Origin of the sequence: Streptomyces sp. HUAS 31, from assembly GCF_028198125.1 — a bacterium.
In the GTDB taxonomy this organism is placed as follows: Bacteria; Actinomycetota; Actinomycetes; order Streptomycetales; family Streptomycetaceae; genus Streptomyces; species Streptomyces chartreusis.
The window spans coordinates 7,924,342-7,948,177 of sequence record NZ_CP116353.1; the positions used below are offsets into that span (position 1 = coordinate 7,924,342).

General features: G+C 70.3%; 20 protein-coding genes and 1 pseudogene. 13 read left to right on the top strand and 8 right to left on the bottom strand.

Translation table 11 applies throughout. From position 1 onward, the window contains the following. Positions 1-27: 27 nt before the first annotated feature. Together PGH47_RS35115 and PGH47_RS35120 are read right to left on the bottom strand one after the other, a co-directional pair. Complete coding sequence (locus tag PGH47_RS35115; protein WP_271666755.1) at positions 28-843, bottom strand: SAM-dependent methyltransferase; 816 nt, start codon at positions 841-843, stop codon at positions 28-30. A 61-nt stretch (positions 844-904) separates the two neighbouring features. Next, positions 905-1,765 carry a helix-turn-helix domain-containing protein gene (locus tag PGH47_RS35120; protein ID WP_271666756.1) on the bottom strand — a complete coding sequence of 287 codons (861 nt, stop codon included), beginning with the start codon at positions 1,763-1,765 and terminating at the stop codon, positions 905-907. Positions 1,766-1,992: 227 nt separating this feature from the next. On the opposite strand from PGH47_RS35120, the gene PGH47_RS35125 reads away from it, so the two are divergent. Then, positions 1,993-2,418 (top strand): hypothetical protein, encoded by a 426-nt coding sequence (locus PGH47_RS35125; RefSeq protein ID WP_271666757.1) that lies wholly within the window; start codon positions 1,993-1,995, stop codon positions 2,416-2,418. On the opposite strand, the gene PGH47_RS35130 is transcribed toward PGH47_RS35125, so the two are convergent. Beyond that, a complete protein-coding gene (locus PGH47_RS35130; protein ID WP_271666758.1) occupies positions 2,400-3,230 on the bottom strand; it encodes a helix-turn-helix domain-containing protein in 831 nt (276 codons plus the stop codon). The two genes, PGH47_RS35125 and PGH47_RS35130, sit on opposite strands and share 19 nt — an antisense overlap. Positions 3,231-3,234: 4 nt before the next feature. Here PGH47_RS35130 and PGH47_RS35135 point away from each other — a divergent pair, with 4 nt between their 5' ends. The 6 genes and pseudogenes from PGH47_RS35135 (at position 3,235) to PGH47_RS35160 (ending at position 8,802) form a co-directional block, all read left to right on the top strand. Then, positions 3,235-3,381 (top strand): hypothetical protein, encoded by a 147-nt coding sequence (locus tag PGH47_RS35135; RefSeq protein ID WP_271666759.1) that lies wholly within the window; start codon positions 3,235-3,237, stop codon positions 3,379-3,381. Between the two features lie 34 nt (positions 3,382-3,415). Next, positions 3,416-3,718 carry a 4a-hydroxytetrahydrobiopterin dehydratase gene (locus PGH47_RS35140; protein ID WP_107908046.1) on the top strand — a complete coding sequence of 101 codons (303 nt, stop codon included), beginning with the start codon at positions 3,416-3,418 and terminating at the stop codon, positions 3,716-3,718. Between the two features lie 3 nt (positions 3,719-3,721). Next, complete coding sequence (locus PGH47_RS35145; protein ID WP_271666760.1) at positions 3,722-4,465, top strand: class I SAM-dependent methyltransferase; 744 nt, start codon at positions 3,722-3,724, stop codon at positions 4,463-4,465. Between the two features lie 97 nt (positions 4,466-4,562). Beyond that, positions 4,563-6,437 carry a rhamnogalacturonan lyase gene (locus tag PGH47_RS35150; protein WP_271666761.1) on the top strand — a complete coding sequence of 625 codons (1,875 nt, stop codon included), beginning with the start codon at positions 4,563-4,565 and terminating at the stop codon, positions 6,435-6,437. Positions 6,438-6,546: 109 nt separating this feature from the next. Next, positions 6,547-6,996 carry a MarR family winged helix-turn-helix transcriptional regulator gene (locus tag PGH47_RS35155; RefSeq protein ID WP_271666762.1) on the top strand — a complete coding sequence of 150 codons (450 nt, stop codon included), beginning with the start codon at positions 6,547-6,549 and terminating at the stop codon, positions 6,994-6,996. 51 nt (positions 6,997-7,047) lie between these two features. Continuing rightward, positions 7,048-8,802 (top strand): annotated as a pseudogene (locus PGH47_RS35160) (MFS transporter). A 28-nt stretch (positions 8,803-8,830) separates the two neighbouring features. Here the strand turns inward: PGH47_RS35160 and PGH47_RS35165 are convergent. Together PGH47_RS35165 and PGH47_RS35170 are read right to left on the bottom strand one after the other, a co-directional pair. Further along, entirely contained in the window at positions 8,831-11,479 is a 2,649-nt protein-coding gene (locus PGH47_RS35165; RefSeq protein WP_271666763.1) for a cellulose binding domain-containing protein, read from the bottom strand. Between the two features lie 282 nt (positions 11,480-11,761). Then, entirely contained in the window at positions 11,762-14,677 is a 2,916-nt protein-coding gene (locus PGH47_RS35170) for a glycoside hydrolase family 48 protein (RefSeq protein ID WP_271666764.1), read from the bottom strand. A gap of 251 nt (positions 14,678-14,928) precedes the next feature. Here PGH47_RS35170 and PGH47_RS35175 point away from each other — a divergent pair, with 251 nt between their 5' ends. Together PGH47_RS35175 and PGH47_RS35180 are read left to right on the top strand one after the other, a co-directional pair. Beyond that, on the top strand, positions 14,929-16,404 hold the full coding sequence (locus PGH47_RS35175) for a cellulose binding domain-containing protein (RefSeq protein WP_271666765.1): 1,476 nt from the start codon (positions 14,929-14,931) through the stop codon (positions 16,402-16,404). Positions 16,405-16,437: 33 nt separating this feature from the next. Next, positions 16,438-18,156, top strand: a complete 1,719-nt coding sequence (locus PGH47_RS35180) for a glycoside hydrolase family 6 protein (RefSeq protein WP_271666766.1) — start codon at positions 16,438-16,440, stop codon at positions 18,154-18,156. A gap of 85 nt (positions 18,157-18,241) precedes the next feature. On the opposite strand, the gene PGH47_RS35185 is transcribed toward PGH47_RS35180, so the two are convergent. Further along, the gene (locus PGH47_RS35185) at positions 18,242-19,012 is read right to left on the bottom strand and encodes a phytanoyl-CoA dioxygenase family protein (protein WP_271666767.1); all 771 of its coding nucleotides are present in this window, start codon (positions 19,010-19,012) and stop codon (positions 18,242-18,244) included. A 137-nt stretch (positions 19,013-19,149) separates the two neighbouring features. Here PGH47_RS35185 and PGH47_RS35190 point away from each other — a divergent pair, with 137 nt between their 5' ends. Continuing rightward, a complete protein-coding gene (locus PGH47_RS35190) occupies positions 19,150-20,058 on the top strand; it encodes a class I SAM-dependent methyltransferase (RefSeq protein ID WP_271666768.1) in 909 nt (302 codons plus the stop codon). A 96-nt stretch (positions 20,059-20,154) separates the two neighbouring features. Beyond that, on the top strand, positions 20,155-20,856 hold the full coding sequence (locus tag PGH47_RS35195) for an SDR family oxidoreductase (protein WP_271666769.1): 702 nt from the start codon (positions 20,155-20,157) through the stop codon (positions 20,854-20,856). 26 nt (positions 20,857-20,882) lie between these two features. On the opposite strand, the gene PGH47_RS35200 is transcribed toward PGH47_RS35195, so the two are convergent. Continuing rightward, the gene (locus PGH47_RS35200) at positions 20,883-21,578 is read right to left on the bottom strand and encodes a glycoside hydrolase family 75 protein (RefSeq protein ID WP_271666770.1); all 696 of its coding nucleotides are present in this window, start codon (positions 21,576-21,578) and stop codon (positions 20,883-20,885) included. A 219-nt stretch (positions 21,579-21,797) separates the two neighbouring features. Here PGH47_RS35200 and PGH47_RS35205 point away from each other — a divergent pair, with 219 nt between their 5' ends. After that, on the top strand, positions 21,798-22,409 hold the full coding sequence (locus PGH47_RS35205) for a hypothetical protein (protein ID WP_271666771.1): 612 nt from the start codon (positions 21,798-21,800) through the stop codon (positions 22,407-22,409). A 120-nt stretch (positions 22,410-22,529) separates the two neighbouring features. Here PGH47_RS35205 and PGH47_RS35210 read toward each other — a convergent pair whose 3' ends face one another. Beyond that, positions 22,530-23,360 carry an aldo/keto reductase gene (locus PGH47_RS35210; protein WP_271666772.1) on the bottom strand — a complete coding sequence of 277 codons (831 nt, stop codon included), beginning with the start codon at positions 23,358-23,360 and terminating at the stop codon, positions 22,530-22,532. Positions 23,361-23,672: 312 nt separating this feature from the next. Here PGH47_RS35210 and pqqA point away from each other — a divergent pair, with 312 nt between their 5' ends. Beyond that, entirely contained in the window at positions 23,673-23,822 is a 150-nt protein-coding gene (gene pqqA / locus PGH47_RS35215) for a pyrroloquinoline quinone precursor peptide PqqA (protein WP_271666773.1), read from the top strand. Positions 23,823-23,836: the final 14 nt, after the last annotated feature.

Sequence of the window (23,836 nt, forward strand, 5' to 3'; positions counted from 1 at the left end):
CGCACCCGTTCACGGCACCCGTACGGGTCAGGGCTTGCGGGCGACCCCCGCGTAGACGGGCACGATGCCCTCCGCCTGGGCCGCCACGTCCGCCGGCTCCGGGCGCCAGCCGTAGACGGGGATGACGCCCGGGCCGAGCAGTTCCAGGCCCTCGAAGAAGCGGGAGAACCCGGCGAGCGAGCGGGGGAAGAACGGGGTGCCACTGCGCCGGAAGTGGTTCGCCGCGTGCTCGATGGCCTGCGGGCTGAGGTCCGGCGTCACCTGCGACAGGATCAGATGGCTGCCGGGGGCGAGCGCGGAGACGTACTTCTCCAGCAGGCCGTACACGTCGTCGCCGTCGGGGTCGTCGCTCAGGTAGTGGGTCAGCGCCACCAGCGACAGCGCGATCGGCCGGTCGAAGTCCAGGGACTCGCGGGCCCGGGCCAGCAGCGCGTCGGCGTCCCGGACGTCGGCGTGCACGTACTCGGTGCTGCCCCGAGCCGACCCGTGCAGCAGCGCCTCCGCGTGCCGCAGCACGATCGGGTCGTTGTCGGCGTACACCACCCGGGACTCCGGGGCCACGCCCTGCGCCACCTGGTGCAGATTGGGCTCGGTCGGGATGCCCGTGCCGATGTCCAGGAACTGGCGTGTCCCGGCCTCGGCGACCGTGCGCACGGCCCGGTGCATGAACCGGCGATTGGCGCGGGCGCCGCGCAGGACCGTGCCGTCCACGGCGAGGATCCTTCGGGCCAGCTCCTCGTCCACCGGGTAGTTGTCCTTGCCGCCCAGCCACCAGTCGTAGACGCGGGCCGGATGCGGCCGGCTGGTGTCGACGCGGGCGGGCACGGACTCGGATCCGGACATGCGCGGTCTTCTCCTCGGAGTCGAATGCCTGGACGGTCCGCTGCCCGGACGGTCCCCTGGCTCAGCAGTCCTCGCGGCGCTCCCGCAGGATCTTCTTGGTGCGCTCGGCGGACGCGGCGGCCGTCGACATGTGGTCCAGCACCTCCAGATGCGCCGCGACCTCCTTGCGGGAGTCCAGATACAGAGCGCCGCTCAGATACTCGGTGTAGACCATGTCGGGCAGCTCCGGCTCGGCGAACCGGAACAGGGTGAACGGCGCGTACGTACCGGGGTGCGGGCCGGAGGCGAACTCGGCGATCTGGAGCGTGACGCGGTCGCGCTCGGCGAACTCCAGCAGCTTGTCCAGCTGCTCGCGCATCACCTCGCCGCCGCTCACCGGACGCAGCAGCACCGTCTCGTCCATGATCACCCACAGATGGGGCGGGTCCTGGCGCTCCAGCAGACGCTGGCGCTCCATGCGCAGCGACACATGCCGCTCTATCGTCTCCGGCCCCGTCTGCCCTATCGTCCCCGCCTCCAGTACGGCGCGGGCGTACTCCTCGGTCTGGAGCAGACCGGGCACGAAGTGCGGCTCGTAGGACCGGACGATCCGGGCGGCGCCCTCCAGACTCACATACAGGCTGAACCAGTCCGGCAGCACGTCGTGGTACCGCTGCCACCAGCCCGGCTGATTGGCCTCCTCGGCCAGCGAGACGAACGCCTCCGCCTCGTCCTCCGGGACGCCGTACGTCTCCAGTAGCACCTGCACGTACGGGATCTTCAGCGCGACCTCGGCGGTCTCCATGCGGCGTACGGTCGCCGCGGTGACCCGCAGGGCCCGCGCGGCCTCCTCGCGTCCCAGCCCGGACGCCTCCCGCAGTTCCTGCAAGCGTTTGCCGAGCACCACCTGGCCCACGGTGGGTGCGGGCCGCCGCTCACTCACGCCACGCCTCCCCTACGCGCCGAAAGTACGGGGTGCAGTGTGCCACGTTCCGGTTATCCGTGGGGGGTGGCCGGTGTTACGGGGCGGAACCCGCATTACCCCGCAGGTAATCGACCCGTCCGCTTCTCCGCGAGACCTTTGACCCACCGGATTCCGGGCCGGCGCACTCCGGTCCGGGATCCGGGTCCTGTCGCACGCCACTCGACCTCGACGGAGGGTGATTCGTCATGTCCGCCACCTCGCTCACCGCGCTCGCCCGGACCTCCGACCCGCAGACCGTGCTGCGCCGCTTCCTGGCCCTGGACGCGGTGGTGACCGGGGCGAACGGGCTCGCCTACCTCGCCGTGTCCGGTCCGCTCGGGCGGCTGCTGGGCGTCGAGTCGTCGCTGCTGCTCGCCCTGGGCGCCTTCCTCGCGGTCTACGCCGGTGCCGTCGCGCTGCTCGCCTCCCGGGCCCGGCCCGCCGATCTCCCGGTGCGTGCCGTGATCGAGGCCAACCTCGCCTGGACATTGCTGAGCCTCGTCGCGCTCGCGCTGTGGCTGTCGCCGACCACGGCGGGCGCGGTGTGGACCGTGCTGCAGGCGCTCACCGTCGCCGGGTTCGCCGGGTTGCAGTACGCCGCCCTGAGGATCCGTCAGGGCAGCAGCGACTGAAGGTACTTGACCGTCGCCGGGTCGGCCGGGAGCAGCGTCTCGATGGCCAGCTCGGCGACGGTCACGTCCATGGGCGTGTTGAACGTGGAGATGGACGAGATGAAGGACAGGACGCGCCCCTCGTGCTCGATCTGCATCGGCAGCGCGAAGTACGGGACGGGCTCGTCCGGTTCCGCGCCGGGTGCGTCCGCCGGCACCGGGTACGCCGCGACCTCCTCGTACAACTCCCGCAGCGGCTCGGAGCGGTGCAGGGCGATCTGCCGCTGCATCTGGGCGAGGAGATGGCCGCGCCACTCGCGCAGATTGCGGATGCGCGGCGCGAGACCGTCGGGGTGCAGGGTCAGCCGCATCGCGTTGAGCGGGGGCTCAAGGAGGTGCTCGGGGATGTCGTCGAGGAGCATCAGGATGCCCCGGTTGGCGGCCTGCACGTTGTACATCGCGTCGACCACGAGTGCCGGGTAGGGCTCGTAGCCCTGGATCAGCTGCTCCATGCCCGCCCGCAGCGCGTCCAGCGCCGGGTCGTCCAGCGGGGTCTCCGGGTAGCGCGGGGCGTAGCCGGCGGCCAGCAGCAGCGCGTTGCGCTCGCGCACCGGCACCTCCAGGTGCTCGGCGAGCCGCAGCACCATCTCCTCGCTGGGCCGGGAGCGGCCTGTCTCGATGAAGCTGATGTGCCGTGCCGAGGAGTCCGCCCGCAGTGCCAACTCCAGCTGGCTGACCCGGCGTTGCTCCCGCCAGGCCCGCAGCAGGGGGCCGACGCCCTGGCCGGTGGGGGCGGTGGCGGGTGCGGCGTTGCCGGACGGGACGGAGGTCATGGGTATGACGGTAGTCGAGGAGCGCGGGGAACGGCCGGGGGCGGGCGCGGCGGTGATCGTCGACGGCTCCGGGCGCCGCCGGGGCGTGCGGCACCGGCCCAGGGGGAACCCCTCTGACCAGGACCGCCGCACCCATGCTGTGGCAGGCTGAAGACGAACCCTCCCGTGCAGGAAGGAGCGAGGCCATGCCCCTCGAACCGCTGTCGCAGAAGGAGATCGAGGACCGGCTCGCGGAGCTGCCGGGCTGGTCGCTTCAGGGCGACCGGATCGCCCGCTCCTACCGGCTCCCCTCGCACTTCGCGGCCACGGCGATGGTCGTGCACATCGCCCAGGTCCAGGAGGAGCTCGACCACCATTCCGACCTCACCCTGGGCTACAACACGGTGTCACTCACCGTGAACACCCACACCGTGGGTGCCGTCACCAAGCGGGACTTCGCGCTGGCCCGCAGGATCGAGGACCTCGCCCCCGGTCACGGAGCGCAGTGAGGCGTGCTCGACTACGACAAGGAAGCGGAGCGGTACGACGCCTCGCGCGGCGGCGAGCCCAGAGCGGCAGCCGCCGCGCGGGCCGTCCTGGGCCTTCTGCCGGACGGTGCCCGGCGGCTGCTCGACGTGGCCTGCGGCACCGGCATCGTGACCCGGCGGCTGGCCACCGGGCGGGACGGCCTGCGTGTGACCGGCGTCGATCTCGCGCCCGCCATGGCCCGGCAGGCCGCCGCCCGGCTGCCCGGCACCGTGGTGCTCGCCGACAGCCGCCGGCTGCCGTTCCGCGAGGGCCGCTTCGACGCCGTCAGCAGCGTGTGGCTGCTGCACCTCGCACCGACCGCCGAGGACGTGCGGGCCATCGTCGGCGAGTGCGCCCGGATGCTGCGGCCCGGCGGCGTCTGGGTCACCACCGTGGACAAGGCCGCCGCGCACAACGTGCGCAGCGACATCGACGCCGTCATGGCCTCCCGCCCGTGCCGCGCGGCCCGGGACGCGGCGGCGCTCGTCGAGTCGTACGCCCTCGACCACGCCCTGCTCCCGGCGGGCGAGGCCCGTTTCACCGGGCACGGCCAGGGCCGCAGCCCCCGCCGCACGGTGGCCGACCTGCGCAGGGGCTGGTTCGTCACCCTTCCGCCCGGCGGCGATCTCGCGGCCGGGTTCGCCGCCCGGCTGGCGGAACTCCCGGACCAGGACCGCCCCAGACCCGATCCGGTGTTCACCGTGCGGGCGTTCCGCAAGCCCGGCTGACATTCCGCGGAACCGGCCGGGAAACACGGCAACTCCCGTACGCACGGCGGCGACTGAGGGAACGGAACCCGTCCGTCCTCCCGAGGAGGTACGTCCCGTGCAGCACCCGCGCAAGCACCGCAGACGCCGGGCCGCACTGTCCGCGGCCGTCGCCGCCGCCGGTCTGATCGCCGCCGGACTCACCACGCTCGGCGGCGCCGGCCCGGCGCAGGCCGCCACCGCCCGCCAGGTCGAGGCCCTCGACCGGGGCGTGGTCAGCGTCCACACATCGGGCGGCAACCTGGTCAGCTGGCGCTGGCTCGGCACCGACCCGAACGACGTCTCCTTCAACGTCTACCGGGCCGGCACCAAGGTCAACTCCGCCCCGATCACCGGCTCCACGAACTACTTCCACTCCGGCGCCCCCGAACAAGCCGACTACACCGTCCGGGCCGTCGTGGGCGGCGTCGAGCAGGCCGACTCCGTGCACGCCGTACAGTTCCGCCCGGGCTACAAGGACGTCCCCATCAGCCCGCCGGCCGGCGGTACGACCCCCGACGGGGTCGCGTACACCTACGAGGCCAACGACGCCTCCGTCGGCGACCTCGACGGCGACGGCGCCCTCGACTTCGTCCTGAAGTGGCAGCCCACCAACGCCAAGGACAACTCCCAGTCCGGCTACACCGGCAACACGATCGTCGACGGCATCAAACTCGACGGCACCCGGCTGTGGCGCATCGACCTGGGCCGCAACATCCGCTCCGGCGCGCACTACACGCAGTTCCAGGTCTACGACTACGACGGCGACGGCAAGGCAGAGGTCGCCATGAAGACCGCCGACGCCACGGTCGACGGGACGGGCACGGTGATCGGCAGCGCGTCGGCCGATCACCGCAATTCGAGCGGGTACGTCCTTGCCGGGCCCGAGTACCTGACCATGTTCAACGGGCAGACCGGCAGGGCGATGGGGACGGTGGACTACGTCCCGGCCCGGGGGACGGTCTCCTCGTGGGGCGACTCCTACGGCAACCGCGTCGACCGGTTCCTCGCCGGCACCGCCTACCTGGACGGCTCCCGCCCCTCGCTGATCATGGCCCGCGGCTACTACACCCGTACGGTCATCGCGGCTTGGGACTGGCGGGGCGGCGCCTTCACCCGCCGCTGGACCTTCGATACCAACTCCTCCACCAACAGCGGCAAGGGCTTCGACGGCCAGGGCTCGCACAGCCTGTCCGTCGGGGACGTCGACGGCGACGGCAGGGACGAGATCGTCTACGGCGCGATGGCCGTCGACGACAACGGCAGCGGCCTGTGGACCACGAAGACCGGCCACGGCGACGCCCAGCACCTCGGTGACCTCGACCCCTCGCACGTGGGACTCGAGTACTTCAAGGTCTCCGAGTCCACGAGCCAGCCCGCCGAGCTGTACATCGATCCGGCGAACGGCACCGTGAACTGGAAGCTCGCCGCCTGCTGCGACAACGGCCGGGGCGTGGCCGGGGACATCTACGCGGGCAACGACGGTGCCGAGGTCTGGTCCGCCTCCGACACCTCGATCCGCGACGAGGCCGGCGCCGCCAAGGGCCGCGAGCCGTCGTCCGTGAACTTCCTGTCCTGGTGGGACGGCGACACCGTCCGCGAACTCCTCGACGGCACCCACATCGACAAGTACGGCACCTCGTCCGACACCCGCCTGCTGACCGGCTCCGGTGTCTCCTCCAACAACGGCACCAAGGCCACACCCGTGCTGTCCGGCGACATCCTCGGCGACTGGCGCGAGGAGGTCGTCTGGCGCACCGGCGGCAACACGGCCCTGCGCATCCACTCCACGCCGTACGAGACGAACACGAGGATCACGACCCTGCTCCACGACACCATGTACCGCACGGGTCTGGCCTGGCAGAACACCGCCTACAACCAGCCTCCGCACCCGAGCTTCTTCCTCGGGAACGGGATGGGGACGGCACCGAGGCCCGCGGTGTACACACCGTGACCCGGTAGGGAGAGGCGGTCACCGCGGTGCGCCGGGTGGCCGCCTCTCTTACCCTATTTTTAATAGGGAACCTATATAGGCACGTGATACGAATGAAGGTGTGGAGCGGATGGAGCCGGAAGAGATCGCCCAGGCGCTCGCCGAGGTCGCGGGAACCGTGATCCGCAGCCTGACGGACCGCCGGGGCATGAGCTTCACGACCGCCTCCACGCTGGGCCGGCTGGAGCGGGAGGGCCCCGTCCGGCTGACCGCGCTGGCGGCGGCGGAAGGCGTCGCGCAGCCGTCGATGACCCAGCTCGTGCAGCGGCTGGAGAGCCAGGGGCTGGCGAGGCGGGTCGGCGACCCCGACGACGGACGGGTGAGCCTCGTCGCCGTCACGGACGCCGGGCGCGAGGTGCTGGCCGAGCGCAGACGGCAACGGGAGGCGCGGCTGGTGAGCCTGCTGGCCGCCCTGACCGAGGACGAGCGGGAAGCGCTGGGCGCGGCCGTGGAGACGGCCGTACCGCTCGTGAGGCGGATGGTGCAGGAGCCGGACCGCCCCGGCGACGTCCAGCGCTGACCGGCCCGACCGAGGAGGACGGCCGGTCCCGGAACGCAGAGAGAGCAGGCCATGGCCACCGAGGAGACGACCGACCGCAGGGCGGGCACACCCGCCGCCCGGCAGCGCGGACGCAGCGCCTGGATCGGCGCCGACCACCCCCGCTACAAGTGGGTGGCGCTGACCAACACCACCCTCGGCATCCTGCTCGCCACCATCAACAGCTCGATCGTGCTGATCTCGCTGCCGGGCATCTTCACCGGCATCCGGCTCGACCCGCTCCAGCCCGCCAACGTCAGCTATCTGCTGTGGATGCTGATGGGCTACATGCTCGTCACCGCGGTGCTGGTGGTGGCCCTCGGCCGGCTCGGCGACATGTGGGGCCGGGTCCGCATCTACAACGCCGGATTCCTGATCTTCACCCTGACCTCGGTGATCCTGTCCCTCGACCCGTTCCAGGGCGCGGGCGGGGCGCTGTGGCTCATCGGCTGGCGGATCGCGCAGGCCGTCGGCGGGGCCATGCTGATGGCCAACTCCGCGGCCATCCTCACCGACGCCTTCCCCGCCCGGCAGCGCGGCATGGCCCTCGGCGTCAACATGGTCGCGGGCATCGCCGGGTCGTTCGTCGGCCTGGTGCTCGGCGGGGCCCTGGTGACCTGGAACTGGCGCTCGGTGTTCTGGGTCAACGTGCCGATCGGCATCATCGGGACGGTGTGGGCGTACAAGTCGCTGCACGAGACCGGCGTACGCACCCCCGGCCGGATGGACTGGTGGGGCAACCTCACCTTCGCCGTCGGGCTGACCGCGCTGCTGGCCGGCATCACCTAGGGCATCCAGCCCTACGGCGGCCACACCATGGGCTGGACCAACCCCTGGGTGCTGGCCGGGCTGATCGGCGGCGCCGCCGTGCTCGCGCTCTTCTGCGTGATCGAGACCAAGGTCGCCGAACCGATGTTCCCGCTGCGGCTCTTCCGCGACGCGGCCTTCGCGGGCGGCAACCTCGCCGCGCTGCTCGGCTCCATCGCGCGCGGCGGGCTCCAGTTCATGCTGATCATCTGGCTCCAGGGCATCTGGCTCCCCCTGCACGGCTACGACTACGCCGACACCCCGCTGTGGGCCGGCATCTACATGCTGCCGCTCACCGTCGGCTTCCTGGTCGCCGGGCCCGTCTCGGGATACCTCTCGGACAAGTACGGGGCGAGGCTGTTCGCCGCCGCCGGGTTCGCGGTGATGGCCGCGTCCTTCGCCGGACTGCTGGCCCTGCCCACCGACTTCGGCTACGGGCTCTTCGCACTGCTCGTCTTCCTCAACGGCCTCGGCGGCGGGCTGTTCGCCGCCCCCAACACCTCGATCATCATGTCCAGCGTGCCGGCCGAGGCCCGCGGCGCCGCCTCCGGGATGCGCGCCACCTTCCAGAACGCGGGCATGGTCCTGTCGATGGGCGTCTTCTTCTCGCTCATGGTCGCCGGACTCTCCGGCTCGCTGCCGGGGACCCTGACCTCCGGACTGACCGCACAGGGCGTCCCGGCCGGCGCCGCGCACACGGTGGCCGGACTCCCGCCCGTCGGCGTGCTGTTCGCCGCGTTCCTCGGCTACAACCCCATCCAGCACCTGCTCGGCGGCAGCATTCTCGGCGGGCTCCCGCCGGAGAACGCCGCGCACCTCACCGGCCGGGAGTTCTTCCCGCACCTGATCTCCCAGCCCTTCCACGACGGCCTGGTCGTGGTCTTCTCCCTCGCCATCGCGATGTCCCTGGCCGCGGCGGCCGCCTCCCTGATCCGGCGCCGCAGGCACCCGGCCACGCCCGCACCGGCGGAACGGCGGTGAAAGCGCGGCCGTCCGGCGCCCCCGGCCGTCACACCACCGTGCAGCTCGTCTCACCCAGCTTGAACGCCGCCGGTTTCGCGTTCGTCCCCGACCAGCTCCCCGTGAACCCGAAGCTCACGGACGACCCGGCCGCAACGCCCCCGTTCCAGCCCGTGTTCCGCGCGGTCACCGCCGAACCCGACTGCGTGTACTCGGCGTTCCACAGCTGATTGATCCGCTGACCGTCCGCGAAGGACCACCCGAGCGACCAGCCGTTCCAGGCCGACGACCCGGTGTTGGCAAGGTGCACCTCCGCCTGGAAACCGTCGGCCCACTGGTTGGTGACCTTGTACGTCACGGTGCAGGCGCCGGTCGGCGTCGGAGTGGGGTCCGACCCGCCACCCGCGTCCGAGGTGTCGCCGTAGACGACCCCGCGGCCGTTCGTGGACACGTACACCCGGCCGTACACCCGCGGATCACCCGTGATCGCCGCACCCGTCCAACCCCACTGATGGGCGTCGTCGTTGACGCGGGTCCAGGTCGCGCCCTTGTCGGTGGAGCGGAAGATGCCGCGCACGCCGCCGATCTTCGCGCTGGTGTAGAGGGTCTGGTACGACGCTCCCGTCGCCGCCTTGCCGAAGCCGATCGTGTCGGCCTGCTCGACACCGGACAGCTTGGTGAACGTCGTGCCCGCGTCGGTCGAGTGCCACAGACCGTACGCCCCGTCCGACGCGCCACCCGCCAGCCAGACATCGCCCTTCGTCCCGGGCAGTGCCTTGAAGCGGACGCTGTCCCCGCTCGGCAGCCCGCTCGCCGACGACGCCGTGAAGCTCGCGCCGCCGTCCGAGCTGACGTAGAACTTCCCGGCCTTGAAGCCGTAGAAGACTTTCGGGTCGACCCGGTCCGACTCCACGACCGCCCCGGCCGGGATCCCGCTCGACGCCTGCCACGACGTTCCGAAGCCCGTCGTGTACTGCACGCCCGCCCCGGCGGGGCTCCACACGAACCGGCTGCCGTCCGCCGCCGCCGCGACGGTGCCGCCGCCGCTGACCCCCGAAGGGTCGGTGCCCGCGAACCAGTTGGCGCCGTTGTCCGTCGAGAACGCGATGTGCGGACCCGAGTCGAGATCGCCCACCCGGACGAACGTGTTCGGGTTGGTCTCGGCAAAGTCCAGGCTGGTCGTCGTGGTGAAGTTCGGCTGGGTGAACATCATCGACGGCACCTTGGCGAGGTCCGTGTGCCGGAAGCCACCGACGTCACCGAGAGCGCTCAGCAGCGGGGCGCCCGACGGGGGAGAGGCGAGGTCGTTGACCGCCGTCTCCTCCAGTCCCTGCACCATCGGCCGGACGGTGAACCGACCGCCGCTGTCCCACTTCGTCAGATCCTCGGTGCCGTAGACCGTCGCACCCGTCCCGTACATCATCCGGTTCGAATCGAAGGGGTCGATCTCCAGCGCCTCCGTCATCCAGCCCAGCTTCGGCGTCTGCTCGGGCGGCGACGGGTTCGCGCCCCAGGTCAGCCACGGCGACGACGAGACGTCCATGGTGTAGCGGTTCGCGCGGTCGGGATACGACGTGTAGTCCCACGCCTTCGTCCAGGTGCCGCCGCTGTCCGTCGAGCGGAAGATCTGCGTGTCCGGCCACCAGGAGCTGTACGCCGTCGCCATCACGGTGCCCGGCCTCTGCCGGTCGACGGTCAGGCCGCTGAAGCCGTAGTAGGTGTCGGCCTCCGCGACCGGGCTGATGTCGGCCCAGGTGCCCGTCGCCGTCGTGTACCGCCACAGCCGGCCCTTGCCGCCGTCGTACGGGCCGCCCTTGTCGCTGTAGGCGAGATAGAGGTAGCCGTTCGCCGCGTCCAGGACGCCCTTGTGCGCCAGGTACCCCGTCGGCTGCCCGGCGACCCGCGACCAGGTCGCGCCCGCGTCCGTCGACCGGTACACCGCGTTGTCCTTGTCGGCGACCCCGACGTAGACCGTCCGTGTCGCGCTCCCGGCCGTGCCCGTGGACTCGTCGAAGGTGACCCACACGATGCCCTGGTTGTCGCTCGCGTACCCGCTCGTGTCGCTCGGATCCTGCACGTAGTTGCCGACGTTGGGGAAGTTCGCCACCTGCGACCAGGACGCCCCGGAGTCGGTCGAGCGCCACAGCCCCTTGCCGCTGGGCGCCCCCAGGTACAGCACGCTGTTCCGGTTAGGGTCCACTGCGAGCCGCTCGCCCATGCCGCGGCCGGGCATGTTGCCGCCCAGCTTGAACGGCAGATCGGCCTTCTGCCAGCTCGCGCCCCGGTCGGCGGAGCGCAGCACGGCGCCGTTCCCCGGGTCCCAGCTGTTGGTGTACGTCCCGACCGCCGCGTACACCCGGTCCGGGTCGACAGAGTCGGACGCCAGGCTCACCACACCCGTGTGCCCCCAGTCGTCCCAGCCGACCGAGTCCAGCAGCGGCGTCCAGGTCTTCGACGACTGCTGCCAGCGGTAGGCGCCGCCGATGTCGGTACGGGCGTAGGCGAGGTTCCTCTCCTTGCGGTTGAAGACGATGCCGGGGACGAAGCCGCCGCCGTCGACGCGGGCGTTCTTCCAGGTGTAGGTGTCGGCGGTGATCGACACGTCCTGCGCGGTGTCGGCGGCCAGTGCGGGCGGGGTGCCCGCGAGCAGGCCGGCCGCGAGCGCCAGCACCGCCGTGAGGATGCGGGTTCTTCGCACGGGGGTCCTTTCCGGAAAGGGGAGTGGGGAGAAGCGGGTGGGGGGTAAGCGCTTTCCGCATGGCGCGAGAGTTGCCGGGCGACCCCCTGTGCGGGAGGGGGCCGCCCGGCGGTTCGGTCCCGCCGTCAGGTGACGGGACCACGCACGAGGAGCCATCAAGCGGTTCCGAGGAAGCACCGTGAACTGCTACGCCCTGCTTTTCAGGGGCGCGGGGAACTGCGCGACCAGCCACAACGGACCCGCAGACAAACACGGCCCAACCCGCGGAGCGCCCGGCGGGGACTATTCGAGAAGCTCCGCGTACGAACCCATGGCCAAGGCGATGTCCGCCTGGGCCCAGAACCGGTGGTACGTGAACGACGGCACCGCACCGCCGGCGAGATACGCCTCGATCTTCGACCAGGCCGGGTCGTCCTCGTAGAACGAACGGATCGAGTCGAAGGTCGACGACGAGCTGATCGCGTCGCCGTTCGGCATGGTGCCGGTCCAGCCGCTCGGGACGTAGATCGCGTCGTCGAAGCGGTTGTAGTCGGCGCGGTTCTCCGGGACGGCGATGCCCAGGGCGTCCTGGTGGTTGTCCCACATGCCGTCGAGGAGCGCCTTGGCGGTGGTTGCGGCCTGCGTGTCACCGGAGCGGTCGGCGTAGTACGTCAGGGTCTTGGCGTACGCGGCCGCCACACCGACGTCGTCGGTGTAGTCGGCGACGGTGACATGAAGTCCGTTGTTGGCGCCCGGACTTGAGGCGTTCCAGGTGTCGGGCTGCCCCGACCACTGGAGCGTCGACGGGATCCGGTACGTGCCGTCCGGGTTGACGGTCGTCTCGGACAGCGCCCAGTCGACCCACTTGTCGAGGACGGCCTTCGCGGCGGCGTTCCCCGTCTGCTGGTAGTACTCGGCGACCCGCTCCATCGACCACGCCTGGAAGCCGAACCACTGGTTCGACGGCGGGTCGTGGTAGACGGGCTGCTGGTCGTAGTACATGCCGTAGAAGGTCGACCTGCCGGTGGGCGGTGTGGCGTAACGGCCCGCCCAGCTGTTCGTCGCCCCGCCCGCGATCGCGCCCTCGCTGGACTGGAGCCAGCGGTAGAACTCGACCTGCCGCTCCAGCGACTTGGCCCAGTCCGCCTGTCCCGTCGCCGACTTGGGCTTCAGATCGGCGTAGGAGGCCAGGGCGTACGCGGCCATCGGATTCTGGTAGCCGCCGTGCGCATGGCTGGAGCCGATGCGCCAGGCCCAGCCCGCCGAGGTGTCGGTGGCGCCGCCCCAGGCGTAGTACCAGGAGAGCAGATAGTGCGAGGCGTCCTTGCCGGTGCCGGCCGGGCAGGTCGACGGACCGACGCAGTTGCCGACCTTCTTGAAGTACTTGTCGTACATGGCGTAGCGCAGATAGTCGCCCATCTTCGCGGCCTTGGCGACGGTCGCGGAGATGTCAGTGCCCTTGCCCTGCGCGTCGGCCCACTTGTCGGCCCAGTAGGCGGCCTGCACCGCACGCGCGTCGGCGTCCGGGGCGTTGGTGAACTTCCACTGCCTGGCGTACGAGGCATCACCGGTGAACAGGTCCAAGTACCCGTTCTTCCCACCGTACTTGAACTGGTCGCAGGTCGGCTGCGGCACCGTCTCCCACACCGACTCCTGCGCGCCGCGCTGGAAGGTGTTGATGTACGACGGCCCCGTGTCCGCCGGCCCCGCCTCGCACTTGCCCGGCGAGTTGCCGTACCCGTAGACGTTGTCGACGTCCTGGAGCCAGTGCATGCCGTAGACGTCGTCCGTGCCGTACGCGCTCTTCAGCTCGGCCGCGATCGGGTCCGGTCCGACCGAGACGGCGGTGTCGAGCTTCGCCGGGTACTCGTTCGGGGTGTCCAGCTCGGGCGCGTAGGTGGCCGGCTTGGAGGCGTTGTAGAAGGAGTTCGTCGGCTGGTCGGCGTGGGTCGGGATCATGTACTTCTCCATGATCTCCCAGGCCCCGTTGAACTTGGACCAGTCGCCGGTGACCTTGCCGTACATCGCCTGCAACCAGAGAAGGTAGCTGTACGCCTCCGACGTGGTCTCGTGACCGTGGTCCGGCGCCTCGACGATCAGCGTCTCGACCGAGTGGTACGGGATGCCCTCGGGGGAGAAGTAGCCGTTCGCCGGATTGGTGATCTTGCCGTACAGCTCCAGGAAACGGGCGTCGTACGCCTTCGTCGCCGCGATCTGGGTCGCCGTCACCGATGCCTTGGCGTGCCCGGTGGCCGTCGACTCGAAGGTCGCCGAGCCCGTGCCGGAGGCGGCCGCGGTGATGGTCACCTTCTGGGCCGTGTTCCAGTTCGAGGACGTGAAGGTGAGCGAGGCACCGCCGGTCACCGACAGACCCGAGTTACCGCTCGTGCGGGCGGTCGTGACGGTCACGTTGGCCGACGGCTGGGTCGACAGCTTCACGTCGTACGTCGCCGTCTTGCCCTGCTGGACCGGGAGTTGGGTCGGCGCGGCCACCACGGCGGGACCCGAGGCGACCGTGATGCCGACCGGTGTGGAGCCCGCGGACGCGCCCAGGCTGTCGTACGCCTTCGCCAGAAGCGAATGACTGCCCACGGTCAAGCTTGAGACCGAGAGCGAGTAGGGCGCCGTCGTGTCCGTGCCCAGCAGGGTCGTGTCGTCGTAGAACTCGACCTTGCCGATCGTCGCGCCGTCCGCGGCGGCGGCCGTGGCCGCGAGCGGGACGGCGTCGCCCTGCGAATAGACGGCGCCGGCCGCCGGGCTGGTCAGCACGGTGATCGGGGGCTGGTGGGCGCCGGTGCAACTCGTGCCGTTGATCGCGAAGTTCGTGGGCGCGGCGTTGCTGCCGCTGTAGGTGAACTGCGCGCCCGTGGTGACCGCGGCACCGGCCGGGATCCGCCCGTTGTAGCCGGCGTCCTTCACGGTGACCGTCTGTCCGGACTGGGACCAGGTGCCGTTCCAGCCGTTGCTGAGCCTCTGGTTGCCCGCGTAGCCGTACGTCAGGGTCCAGCCGTCGATGACGTCCGTACCCCGGTTGGTGATCGTCAGATCCGCGGTGAAGCCGGAGCCCCAGTCATTGGTCTTGTAGTCGACACTGCACTGAACTACCGCTGCCTGAGCAGGTGTCGAACCCGTGCTCAGCATCGTCAAGGGGAGCGCCAGGGCCGCCACGACGGCCGTCCACAACCGTCCTGCGGTTCTGCGTCTGCGTGGGGGATGCACGTGCTGGTTCCTCCTTGCGGCTCGGAGAAGTCAAGGCTTGAACCAGTGGGAGCGCTCCCATAGTGCGGACGGGGGTGCAAGGGGTCAAGGTGCTTGAAGAGTCGAAAAGATTCGACGAGTTCAGTTGAGCGAAAGTCAGTTACTCCTCTGTCCTTCGTCGTCACTTGGCGCTAACTTCATGGGCACCAGTGGGAGCGATTCCATCAGTCGACGCGTCCGTCACGGCGCGCCTGATCTGCAAGGAGTCGCTCATGCGACACCCCCCGCGTTCAGTACTTTTAGCCGTCACCGGAGCGGTCGCCCTTGTCGCGGCCGTGACGGTGCCGGTGGTCACGGCGCAGGGAGCCACACCCCCGTGCACGGTGGAGTACTCCGTCACCGGCCAGTGGGACGGCGGCTTCCAGGGGGCCGTGACCGTCACCAACAACGCAGCACCCGTGAGCGGTTGGAGCCTCGGTTTCGACTTCGCGGGCGGGCAGAAGGTCACCCAGGGCTGGAACGCCAAGTGGTCCCAGTCCGGTACGACGGTGACGGCGACGAACGAGAGCTGGAACGGCTCGCTCGACACCGGCGCGAGCGTCAGCGCCGGGTTCATCGCCTCGTGGTCGGGGAGCAACGCCGTTCCGACCGCGTTCGAGCTCAACGGCACCACCTGCAATGCCGGCGCGGAACCGGACCCGACCGACCCGACCGATCCGCCGGACCCCGGGGACGGCTCGGTGCCGGCGCTGCACGTCGCCGGGAACAAGCTCGTGGACGCCGACGGCACCACCCGTCGCCTGCTCGGCGTCAATCGCTCCGGCGGCGAGTTCATGTGCGTCCAGGGCTACGGCATCTGGGACGGTCCGGTCGACGACGCAGCCATCGGGGCGATCGCCGACTGGAACGCCAACACGGTCCGCATTCCGCTGAACGAGGAGTGCTGGCTGGGCCTGTCCAACATCAAGCCCGAGTACGGCGGCACGAACTACGTGAACGCCGTCAAGGACCTGGTGGGGCGGGTCAAGGCGCACGGCATGACGCCGATGCTCGAACTGCACTGGTCCTGGGGCCAGTACACCGGCAACTCGGCGGGCTGCTCCGACGTGCACGCCACCTGCCAGAAGCCGATGCCGAACATGCAGTACACGCCCGCATTCTGGACGTCGGTCGCAAGCGCCTTCAAGGACGACCCGACCGTCGTGTTCGACCTGTTCAACGAGCCCTACCCGGACCGCGCGACGTCCACGACCACCCAGGCGTGGCAGTGCTGGCGGGACGGCGGCACCTGTCCCGGCATCGGATACGAGGTCGCCGGCATGCAGGACCTCGTCGACGCCGTACGGGACACGGGCGCCGGCAACCCGATCCTGCTCGGCGGGCTCGCGTACTCGAACGACCTGAGTCAGTGGCTGACCTACCGGCCCACCGACCCGGCGGGCAATCTCGCCGCCGCCTGGCACGTCTACAACTTCAACACCTGCGCGAACGAGAGCTGCTGGAACTCCACGCTCGCCCCCGTCGCGGACCGAGTGCCGCTGGTGGCGGGGGAGATCGGGGAGAACACCTGCTCGCACTCCTTCGTCGACCGGGTCATGAAGTGGTTCGACGACCGGGACCTGTCCTACCTCGGCTGGACCTGGAACACCTGGGACTGTTCCTCGGGCCCGGCCCTGATCTCCGGCTACGACGGAACCCCCACGTCGTACGGCATCGGGCTGCGCGACCATCTGCGCGCCCTGGACTGACAACTCCCCTCACTCGAGAAGGAACCCGCACTCATGAGTCGTACCAGAACAGCGATGCTCGCCGCCGCGGCGCTGGTCGCCGGGGCCTCGGGAACCGCGCTCGCCGCGGATCCGGGCGGAGTCGGCCTGGCCGCCGTGCCCTGCACCGTCGACTACAAGGTGCAGAACCAGTGGGACACCGGCTTCACCGCCGCCGTCACGGTCACCAACCAGGGCGCCGCCAAGTCGAACTGGTCGGTGAAGTGGTCGTACGGAGGGAACCAGAAGGTCACCAACGGCTGGAACGCGAAGATCAGTCAGAGCGGCACCGCCGTCACCGCGGCCAACGAGACCTACAACGGCACGCTGGGGACCGGCGGTTCGGTCAGCTTCGGATTCCAGGCCTCCTACAGCGGCACCAACGCCCTGCCGGCCACCTTCACCCTCGACGGCGTGACCTGCAACGTCGACGACGGCGGTGGCGGCCCCACCGATCCGACCGACCCCGGCCCCACCGGCCCCAAGGTCGACAACCCCTACTCCGGCGCCAAGGTGTACGTGAACCCGGAGTGGTCTGCGAAGGCCGCCGCCGAGCCGGGCGGCAGCCGGATCGCCAGTCAGCCGACCGGTGTCTGGCTCGACCGGATCGCCGCGATCAACGGCGTGAACGGCGGCATGGGTCTGCGCGACCACCTCGACGCGGCCCTGACGCAGAAGGGTTCCGGCGAGCTGGTGGTGCAGCTGGTCATCTACAACCTGCCGGGCCGCGACTGCGCCGCCCTCGCCTCCAACGGCGAGCTCGGCCCGACGGAGCTCGGCCGGTACAAGAGCGAGTACATCGACCCGATCGCCGCGATCCTCGCCGACCCGAAGTACGCCTCGCTGCGGATCGTCACCACGATCGAGATCGACTCGCTGCCGAACCTGGTCACCAACACCGGCAGCCGTCCGACGGCCACCCCGCAGTGCGACGTGATGAAGGCCAACGGCAACTACCAGAAGGGCGTCGGCTACGCCCTGAACAAGCTCGGCGACGCGGCCAACGTCTACAACTACATCGACGCCGGTCACCACGGCTGGATCGGCTGGGACGACAACTTCGCCGCCAGCGCCGCCGTCATGAAGGAGGCCGCGACCTCGGAGGGCGCCACCGTCAACGACGTGCACGGCTTCATCGCCAACACGGCCAACTACAGCGCACTGAAGGAGAACAACTTCACCATCAACGACTCCGTGGCCGGCAAGTCCGTCCGTGAGTCGAAGTGGGTCGACTGGAACCGCTACACCGACGAGCTGTCCTTCGCGCAGGGCTTCCGCAACCAGCTGGTCACGACCGGTTTCAACTCCGGCATCGGCATGCTGATCGACACGTCGAGGAACGGCTGGGGCGGCAGCGCACGGCCGGCCGGTCCGGGTGCCACGACCGACGTGGACACCTATGTCAACGGCGGCCGCTACGACCGCCGTATCCACGTCGGCAACTGGTGCAACCAGTCCGGGGCCGGCCTCGGCGAGCGTCCACAGGCCAGTCCCGCGGCGGGGATCGACGCGTACGTCTGGATCAAGCCCCCGGGCGAGTCCGACGGGGCCAGTACGGAGATCCCGAACGACGAGGGCAAGGGGTTCGACCGGATGTGCGACCCGACGTACACGGGTAACCCGCGCAACGGCAACAACCTGTCCGGGGCGCTGCCGAACGCTCCGCTGTCGGGGCACTGGTTCTCCGCGCAGTTCCAGCAGTTGATGCAGAACGCCTACCCGCCGTTGTCGTAGGCGGTGGCGTCGGCTGCGGGCCGTCCGTGGCTGGTCGCGCAGTTCCCCGCGCCCCTGAAGGGGCGCGGCGGGCGCCGGGGTCCGGTCAGTTCTCTCTGGCCAGGCCCCGGCGGATCGCGAACTCGACCGCCGAGTAGTCGCCGTCCGTCCGGTCCAGGTCCAGTGGCTGCGACGGGTGCAACGGTGGCTGGGCCATGAAGCGGGGGCGGGTGCCGTGGTGGGGCTGGGCGGCGTGGACCAGGAAGGGGTGGCAGAGGTAGACGTCGCCGGGGCGGCCGGTGGCATGGGCGAGCGGGCGGTGCGCGGAGGCCTCGGCGACCTTCGGGCCCAGCTCCAGGAAGGTCGCGCCGGCCTCGCCGTACGGTGCCAGGACCTCCGGCACGTCGAGGTGCGAGCCGACCCGGATGCGGGTCGGGGCGTCGTCCTCGCCGACCTCGCTGAACAGGAACAGCATCAGCAGGGCACGGCCCTTGGAGTGCACGTTCGTGTGCACGTGCTCCGCTCCCTCGGGCAGATAGCTGCCCTCGATGTGCCAGCCCGCGTCGTCAGGTTCCTCCTCGTGCGGAAACCGCAACGGGAAGCTGCCCAGCGAATAACGCGACTGCCAGCGGTCCTCGCCCACCAGCACATCGAAGGCCTCGTGCAGGACGGGCGTGTTCACGGCGGCCGCGAAGGGGCCCTGCGCCATGTCGTACACCCAGTGCACGGGGTCCTTCCAGGTGCCCGGGTCCTCCGGGTCGCACCCCGTCTCGCGCCACAGCAGCCGCGCGCAGTGCTCGGCGACACGTGGCGGAAAGGCGCCCTCGATCCTCACGAAACCGTCCTCGAGGAAGCGCTCCACCATCTCGTCGTCCATCGGGCCATGGTGGGCGAGGCGCACCGGTCCTCGCACCCCATTTTCTTTGCCTCGTTTTTGCCGCCACGGCAAGGACAGTGGCACCGGGGCGGTGCGGCGGAGCAGGCTGGCGGCAACCGGACGAGAGGCTGACCACCATGGCGCACGAGGAGCACCCGCACCACCGGCACGAGCACCCGGGACACGGGCACCACCACGACCACACCGACGTCGACTGGGCCGGGATGGGCCCGATGCTGGAGACGCAGGCCGAGCTGTTCCTGCCGCTGTACGAGCACGCCATGGCCTGGCTGGGCAAGCGGCAGACCGAGCCGGGCCTGATCGTGGACGTGGGCAGCGGTCCCGGAGTCGTGTCCTGCCTGCTCGCCGACACCTTCCCCGGCGCCCGGATCGTCGCCGTCGACGGATCCGAACCGCTCCTGGAGCGGGCGCGGGCACGCGCGGACCGGCTGGGTGTGGCCGACCGTTTCGGCACGCTGGCCGGTGAACTACCGGATGTACTCGGGGAGTTGGACTACCCGGCCGATCTGCTCTGGGCCGGCCGCAGTCTGCACCACCTCGGCGACCAGCGGGCCGCCCTCGCCGCGTTCGGCGACCGTCTCGCCTCCGGCGGCACGCTGGCCCTCCAGGAGGGCGGTCTGCCGACGCGGTTCCTGCCCCGGGACATCGGCTTCGGACGACCCGGGCTCCAGGCGCGGCTGGACGTGCTGGAGACGGAGTGGTTCGCGCGGATGCGGGCCGACCTCCCCGGCTCCGTCGCCGAGACCGAGGACTGGCCCGCGCTGATCACCGCCGCCGGTCTGCGGCCCACCGGTACTCGCACCTTCCTCCTCGACCTCCCCGCCCCGACCACGGACCGCGCCCGCGCCTACGCCGCCGACGTGCTCACCCGCACCCGTGACGGTGTCGGCGACCGTCTCGACGCCGAGGACCGCGCGACCCTCGACCGGCTGCTCGACCCGGACGACAAGGCGAGCGTGCACCACCGCCCCGATCTGTTCGTGCTGGCGGCGCAGACGGTGTACACGGCGGTGCGGACCAGGTGACACCGGGCGCGGCGGCCGGCGGCGGGGCTTGACTTCGAGAGCTCTCCAAGTGATGGACTCCCCCTCGTCCCGAACCGAGACACAGGGGGAACCACCATGAACGACTCTCCGGTCGCGCTCATCACCGGCGGCGGCAGCGGTATCGGCGCCGCCGTCGCACGGCAGTTGCTGGACGCCGGGCACCGGGTCACCGTCACCGGCCGTGGCGAGGCGCGGTTGCGGGCCTTCGCCGCGGAACTCGGGGAACCCGAGGGTCTGTTGACGGTTGTCGGGAACGCCGCCGAGTACGCGGACGTACAGGCGGCGGTCGAGGCCACGCTGAAGGCGTTCGGGCGGCTGGACACCGTCGTGGCCAACGCCGGGTTCGCCACCCACGACAGCGTCGCCGAGGGCGACCCGGCCGGCTGGACCGAGATGGTGCTGACCAACGTCCTCGGCCCGGCCCTGCTCATCAGGGCCTCCATCGACGCCCTCAAGGAGACCCGCGGCCGGATCGTGCTGGTCGGCAGCGTCGCCGGGTTCGTGCCGGGGCCGGGCAACATCTACGGGGCGACCAAGTGGGCGGTGGCCGGGCTCGCCGAGAACACCCGGCGACAGGTGACCGACTGGGGCGTGGGCGTCACCCACATCGCCCCGGGCCGGGTGGAGACACCGTTCTGGGACAGCTACGGCAGCCTGCCGCCGGGGCATCTGCTGACCGCCGACCAGATCGCCGACTCGGTGGTGTGGGCCATCCGGCAGCCCGACGGAGTGGACGTCAACACCGTCGTCGTACGGCCGCTCGGACAGCCCAACTGACCTGCCGCAGCGCTGAGTCGACCGACTCAGTTATTGGCTATGAACTCCTTCGCCAGCCGATCGCCCGTCGAGACCGCCGTGCTGTGGTTCTCGATGGGCGAGACCCGGGAGTTCTTGAAGAGGATGTAGGTCACCCCGGAGTCGGTGCCGCCGGTCTCCGGGTCGGGGTCGATGCCGAGCTTCTCGGCGGCGGAGTAGGAGGCCTCGCCGATGATCGGCTGGGGGCCGGTGTCGCCGACGACGGCGTACACGACCTGGTTGTTGTAAACGATGGCCACCACTCCCGCGCCCTGGATGCCGGCGGCCGAGTAGTTCCAGGTGCCGCTGATGCTGGGGACCACGACATAGGGCAGTGTGTCGGAGCGCAGCGGCTTGCCGTCGGACTGGTGGAACGCGGTGTCCGGCTGGAACCAGGGGTCGGTGTCCTCGTTGCACTTGGCGGTGCGCTGGCCGTCGCAGTCGATGTCCATGTCGGCCTTCCAGAAGACCGCGCCGTTCTTGCCGCAGACCGGGACGGTGGCCGACGTCTCCTCGTCGGTGCGGTACTTGCCGTTGGAGATCTGCGAGCAGGACGTCACCTTCGCGAGCAGGGCGGCCGCGCTGACCGAGCCCTCCCGCAGGGACGGCGACTGCGGATGGCCGGAGGCGCTGGTGGGGAGCAGTCCGGCGGCGAGCAGCGCGGCGCCGGAGGCCGCGGCGAGGGTCAGTGTTCGGATGCGCACTGTGGGGGGACCCTTCTGTGAGGAAGTACTTCTGTTAGGAAAGTTTCCTGACTGGGTGCCGTACAAGGTGGCCCTCTTTGCATGGCCCCGTCAAGCCCCCCGTCAAGCCGTCGTGTGCGACCGCGGGTCCCCGGTGCTGATTGCGGCGCGATCGCGCCGGTAGAAGACTGGAGATTGCCGAAGATTTCGGATGTGTGCCCCGGAATTTCGGGAGGTGCCATGTTCGTACGCGCGATCTACACGACCGGCGATCCCACGAAGATCGACACGGCCATCCGGGCGATGAACACCGAGGGGCGGGATCTGCTGGAGGACCGTCCGGGATACCGCGGGGCGAGTGTCTTCGTGGACCGGACGCTCGGGAAACTGCTCGCGGCCAGCTGGTGGGAGTCGGAACGGGCCCGGCAGAACAGCGACGAGGTGCTGCGCGAGCGGCGGGCGGCGATGCTGGACCCGTTCGCGGGGACGCTCGCCGTCGACAACTACGAGGCGCTGGTCTTCCACCAGGCGCGCCCGCCGCAGGCGGGCGGCGGACTGCGGCTGACCAGGCTGGAGTTCGACCCGAGGGACACCGACCTGCTCGCCGACACGTTCCGGGCGACGGTGGTGCCCCGGCTGGAGACGCTCCAGGGGCTGGCCCGGGCGTCCCTGCTGGTCGACCGGGAGCGCGGGCGCGGGATGGTCGGAGTGATCTTCGTCGACCAGCCGTCCCTGGCGGCGTCGCGCTCGGGTCAGGCGGCGGCCCGGCACGAGGGCGCGGCCAAGGCGCATGTGAGCGTCATCGGGCTGGAGGAGTTCGAGGTCGTCTTCACGGACGTGCGCGGGGACTGAGACGCCCCGCGCGGTCGACCGAGGTCCGAGCGCCCTGCTGCGCACCGGCTCTCCATATGCGTCCGCCCGCCGCTCGGATCGCTGAGCGGCGGGCGGACGGACGGTCGCGGTGGAGCGGCGTCAGTTGACGTCCGCCGGGTCGCTGCCGATCCGCCGGTCCTCGTTGAGCGCGCTGATCGCCGCCAGGTCCTCGTCGTCCAGGCTGAAGTCGAAGACCTCGATGTTCTCCTTGATCCGCGACGGCGTCACGGACTTCGGGATCACGACGTTGCCGATCTGCAGGTGCCAGCGCAGCACGATCTGAGCCGGGGTGCGGCCGTGCTTCTGCGCGATGGCGACGATCGCCGGGACCTCCAGCAGGCCCTTGCCGGAACCGAGCGGCGACCAGGCCTCGGTGGCGATGCCCCGCTCGGCGTGCAGCGCGCGGGAGGCGTGCTGCTGAAGGTGCGGGTGAAGCTCGATCTGGTTGACGGCCGGGACGACCGACGTCTCGCCGAACAGCCGCTCCAGGTGCTCCGGAAGGAAGTTGGAGACGCCGATCGCGCGGATACGGCCGTCGGCGTGCAGCTTCTCGAAGGCCTTGTAGGTGTCGACGTACTTGTCGCGCGACGGCGCCGGCCAGTGGATGAGGTACAGGTCGACGTACTCCAGGCCCAGCTTCTCCAGCGATGTGTCGAAGGCGCGCAGGGTGGAGTCGTAGCCCTGATCGCCGTTCCAGAGCTTGGTGGTGACGAAGATGTCCTCGCGGGGGACGCCGGAGGCCGCGATGGCCCGGCCGGTGCCCGCCTCGTTGCCGTAGATCGCCGCTGTGTCGATGCTGCGGTACCCGGCCTCCAGCGCGGTGCCGACCGCCCGCGTGGCCTCGTCGTCCGGCACCTGCCAGACGCCGAAGCCCAGCTGGGGCATCTCGACGCCGTTGTTCAGGATGATCGGGGGGACCTTGCTGCTCACGAGCTCTTGATCCTTACGGTTGTCGTCAGGTGGTAACTCATATCGTCAACGATCACGAGGCGTGATGCATTCCTGACCGCCCGATCCGCCCGGGAAGTCGCCGCAACTGACCGGCGGGTCAGTGGGTGGCGGCGAGATTGGCCGGAAACGCATCCGACGTTATCGGTCCGGACCATTGACCCTCGCTCGTCCTGCCGCGACTCTGTATCGCGCCACCGAACGTGTTGATGAACTCTGTGCATGCACGTGAACACCGGCCGCCTGTCTGGGCTCTGAGACCCCCCACTTCCTCAGGAAAGCAGGTATGCGCACATGGACGAGAAGCTGCTCCGCGCCCTCCCGGCCCGCCCGGCGGACCAGGCCATTCAGGAAACATCGGATGAAAAGGTCTGGCAAAGCCCGGGTCACACCGTCGTGGACACCGCGCTCGAAGTGACCGCCTACGCCCTCACCGACCGCTAGCCGCCCGCACCGCG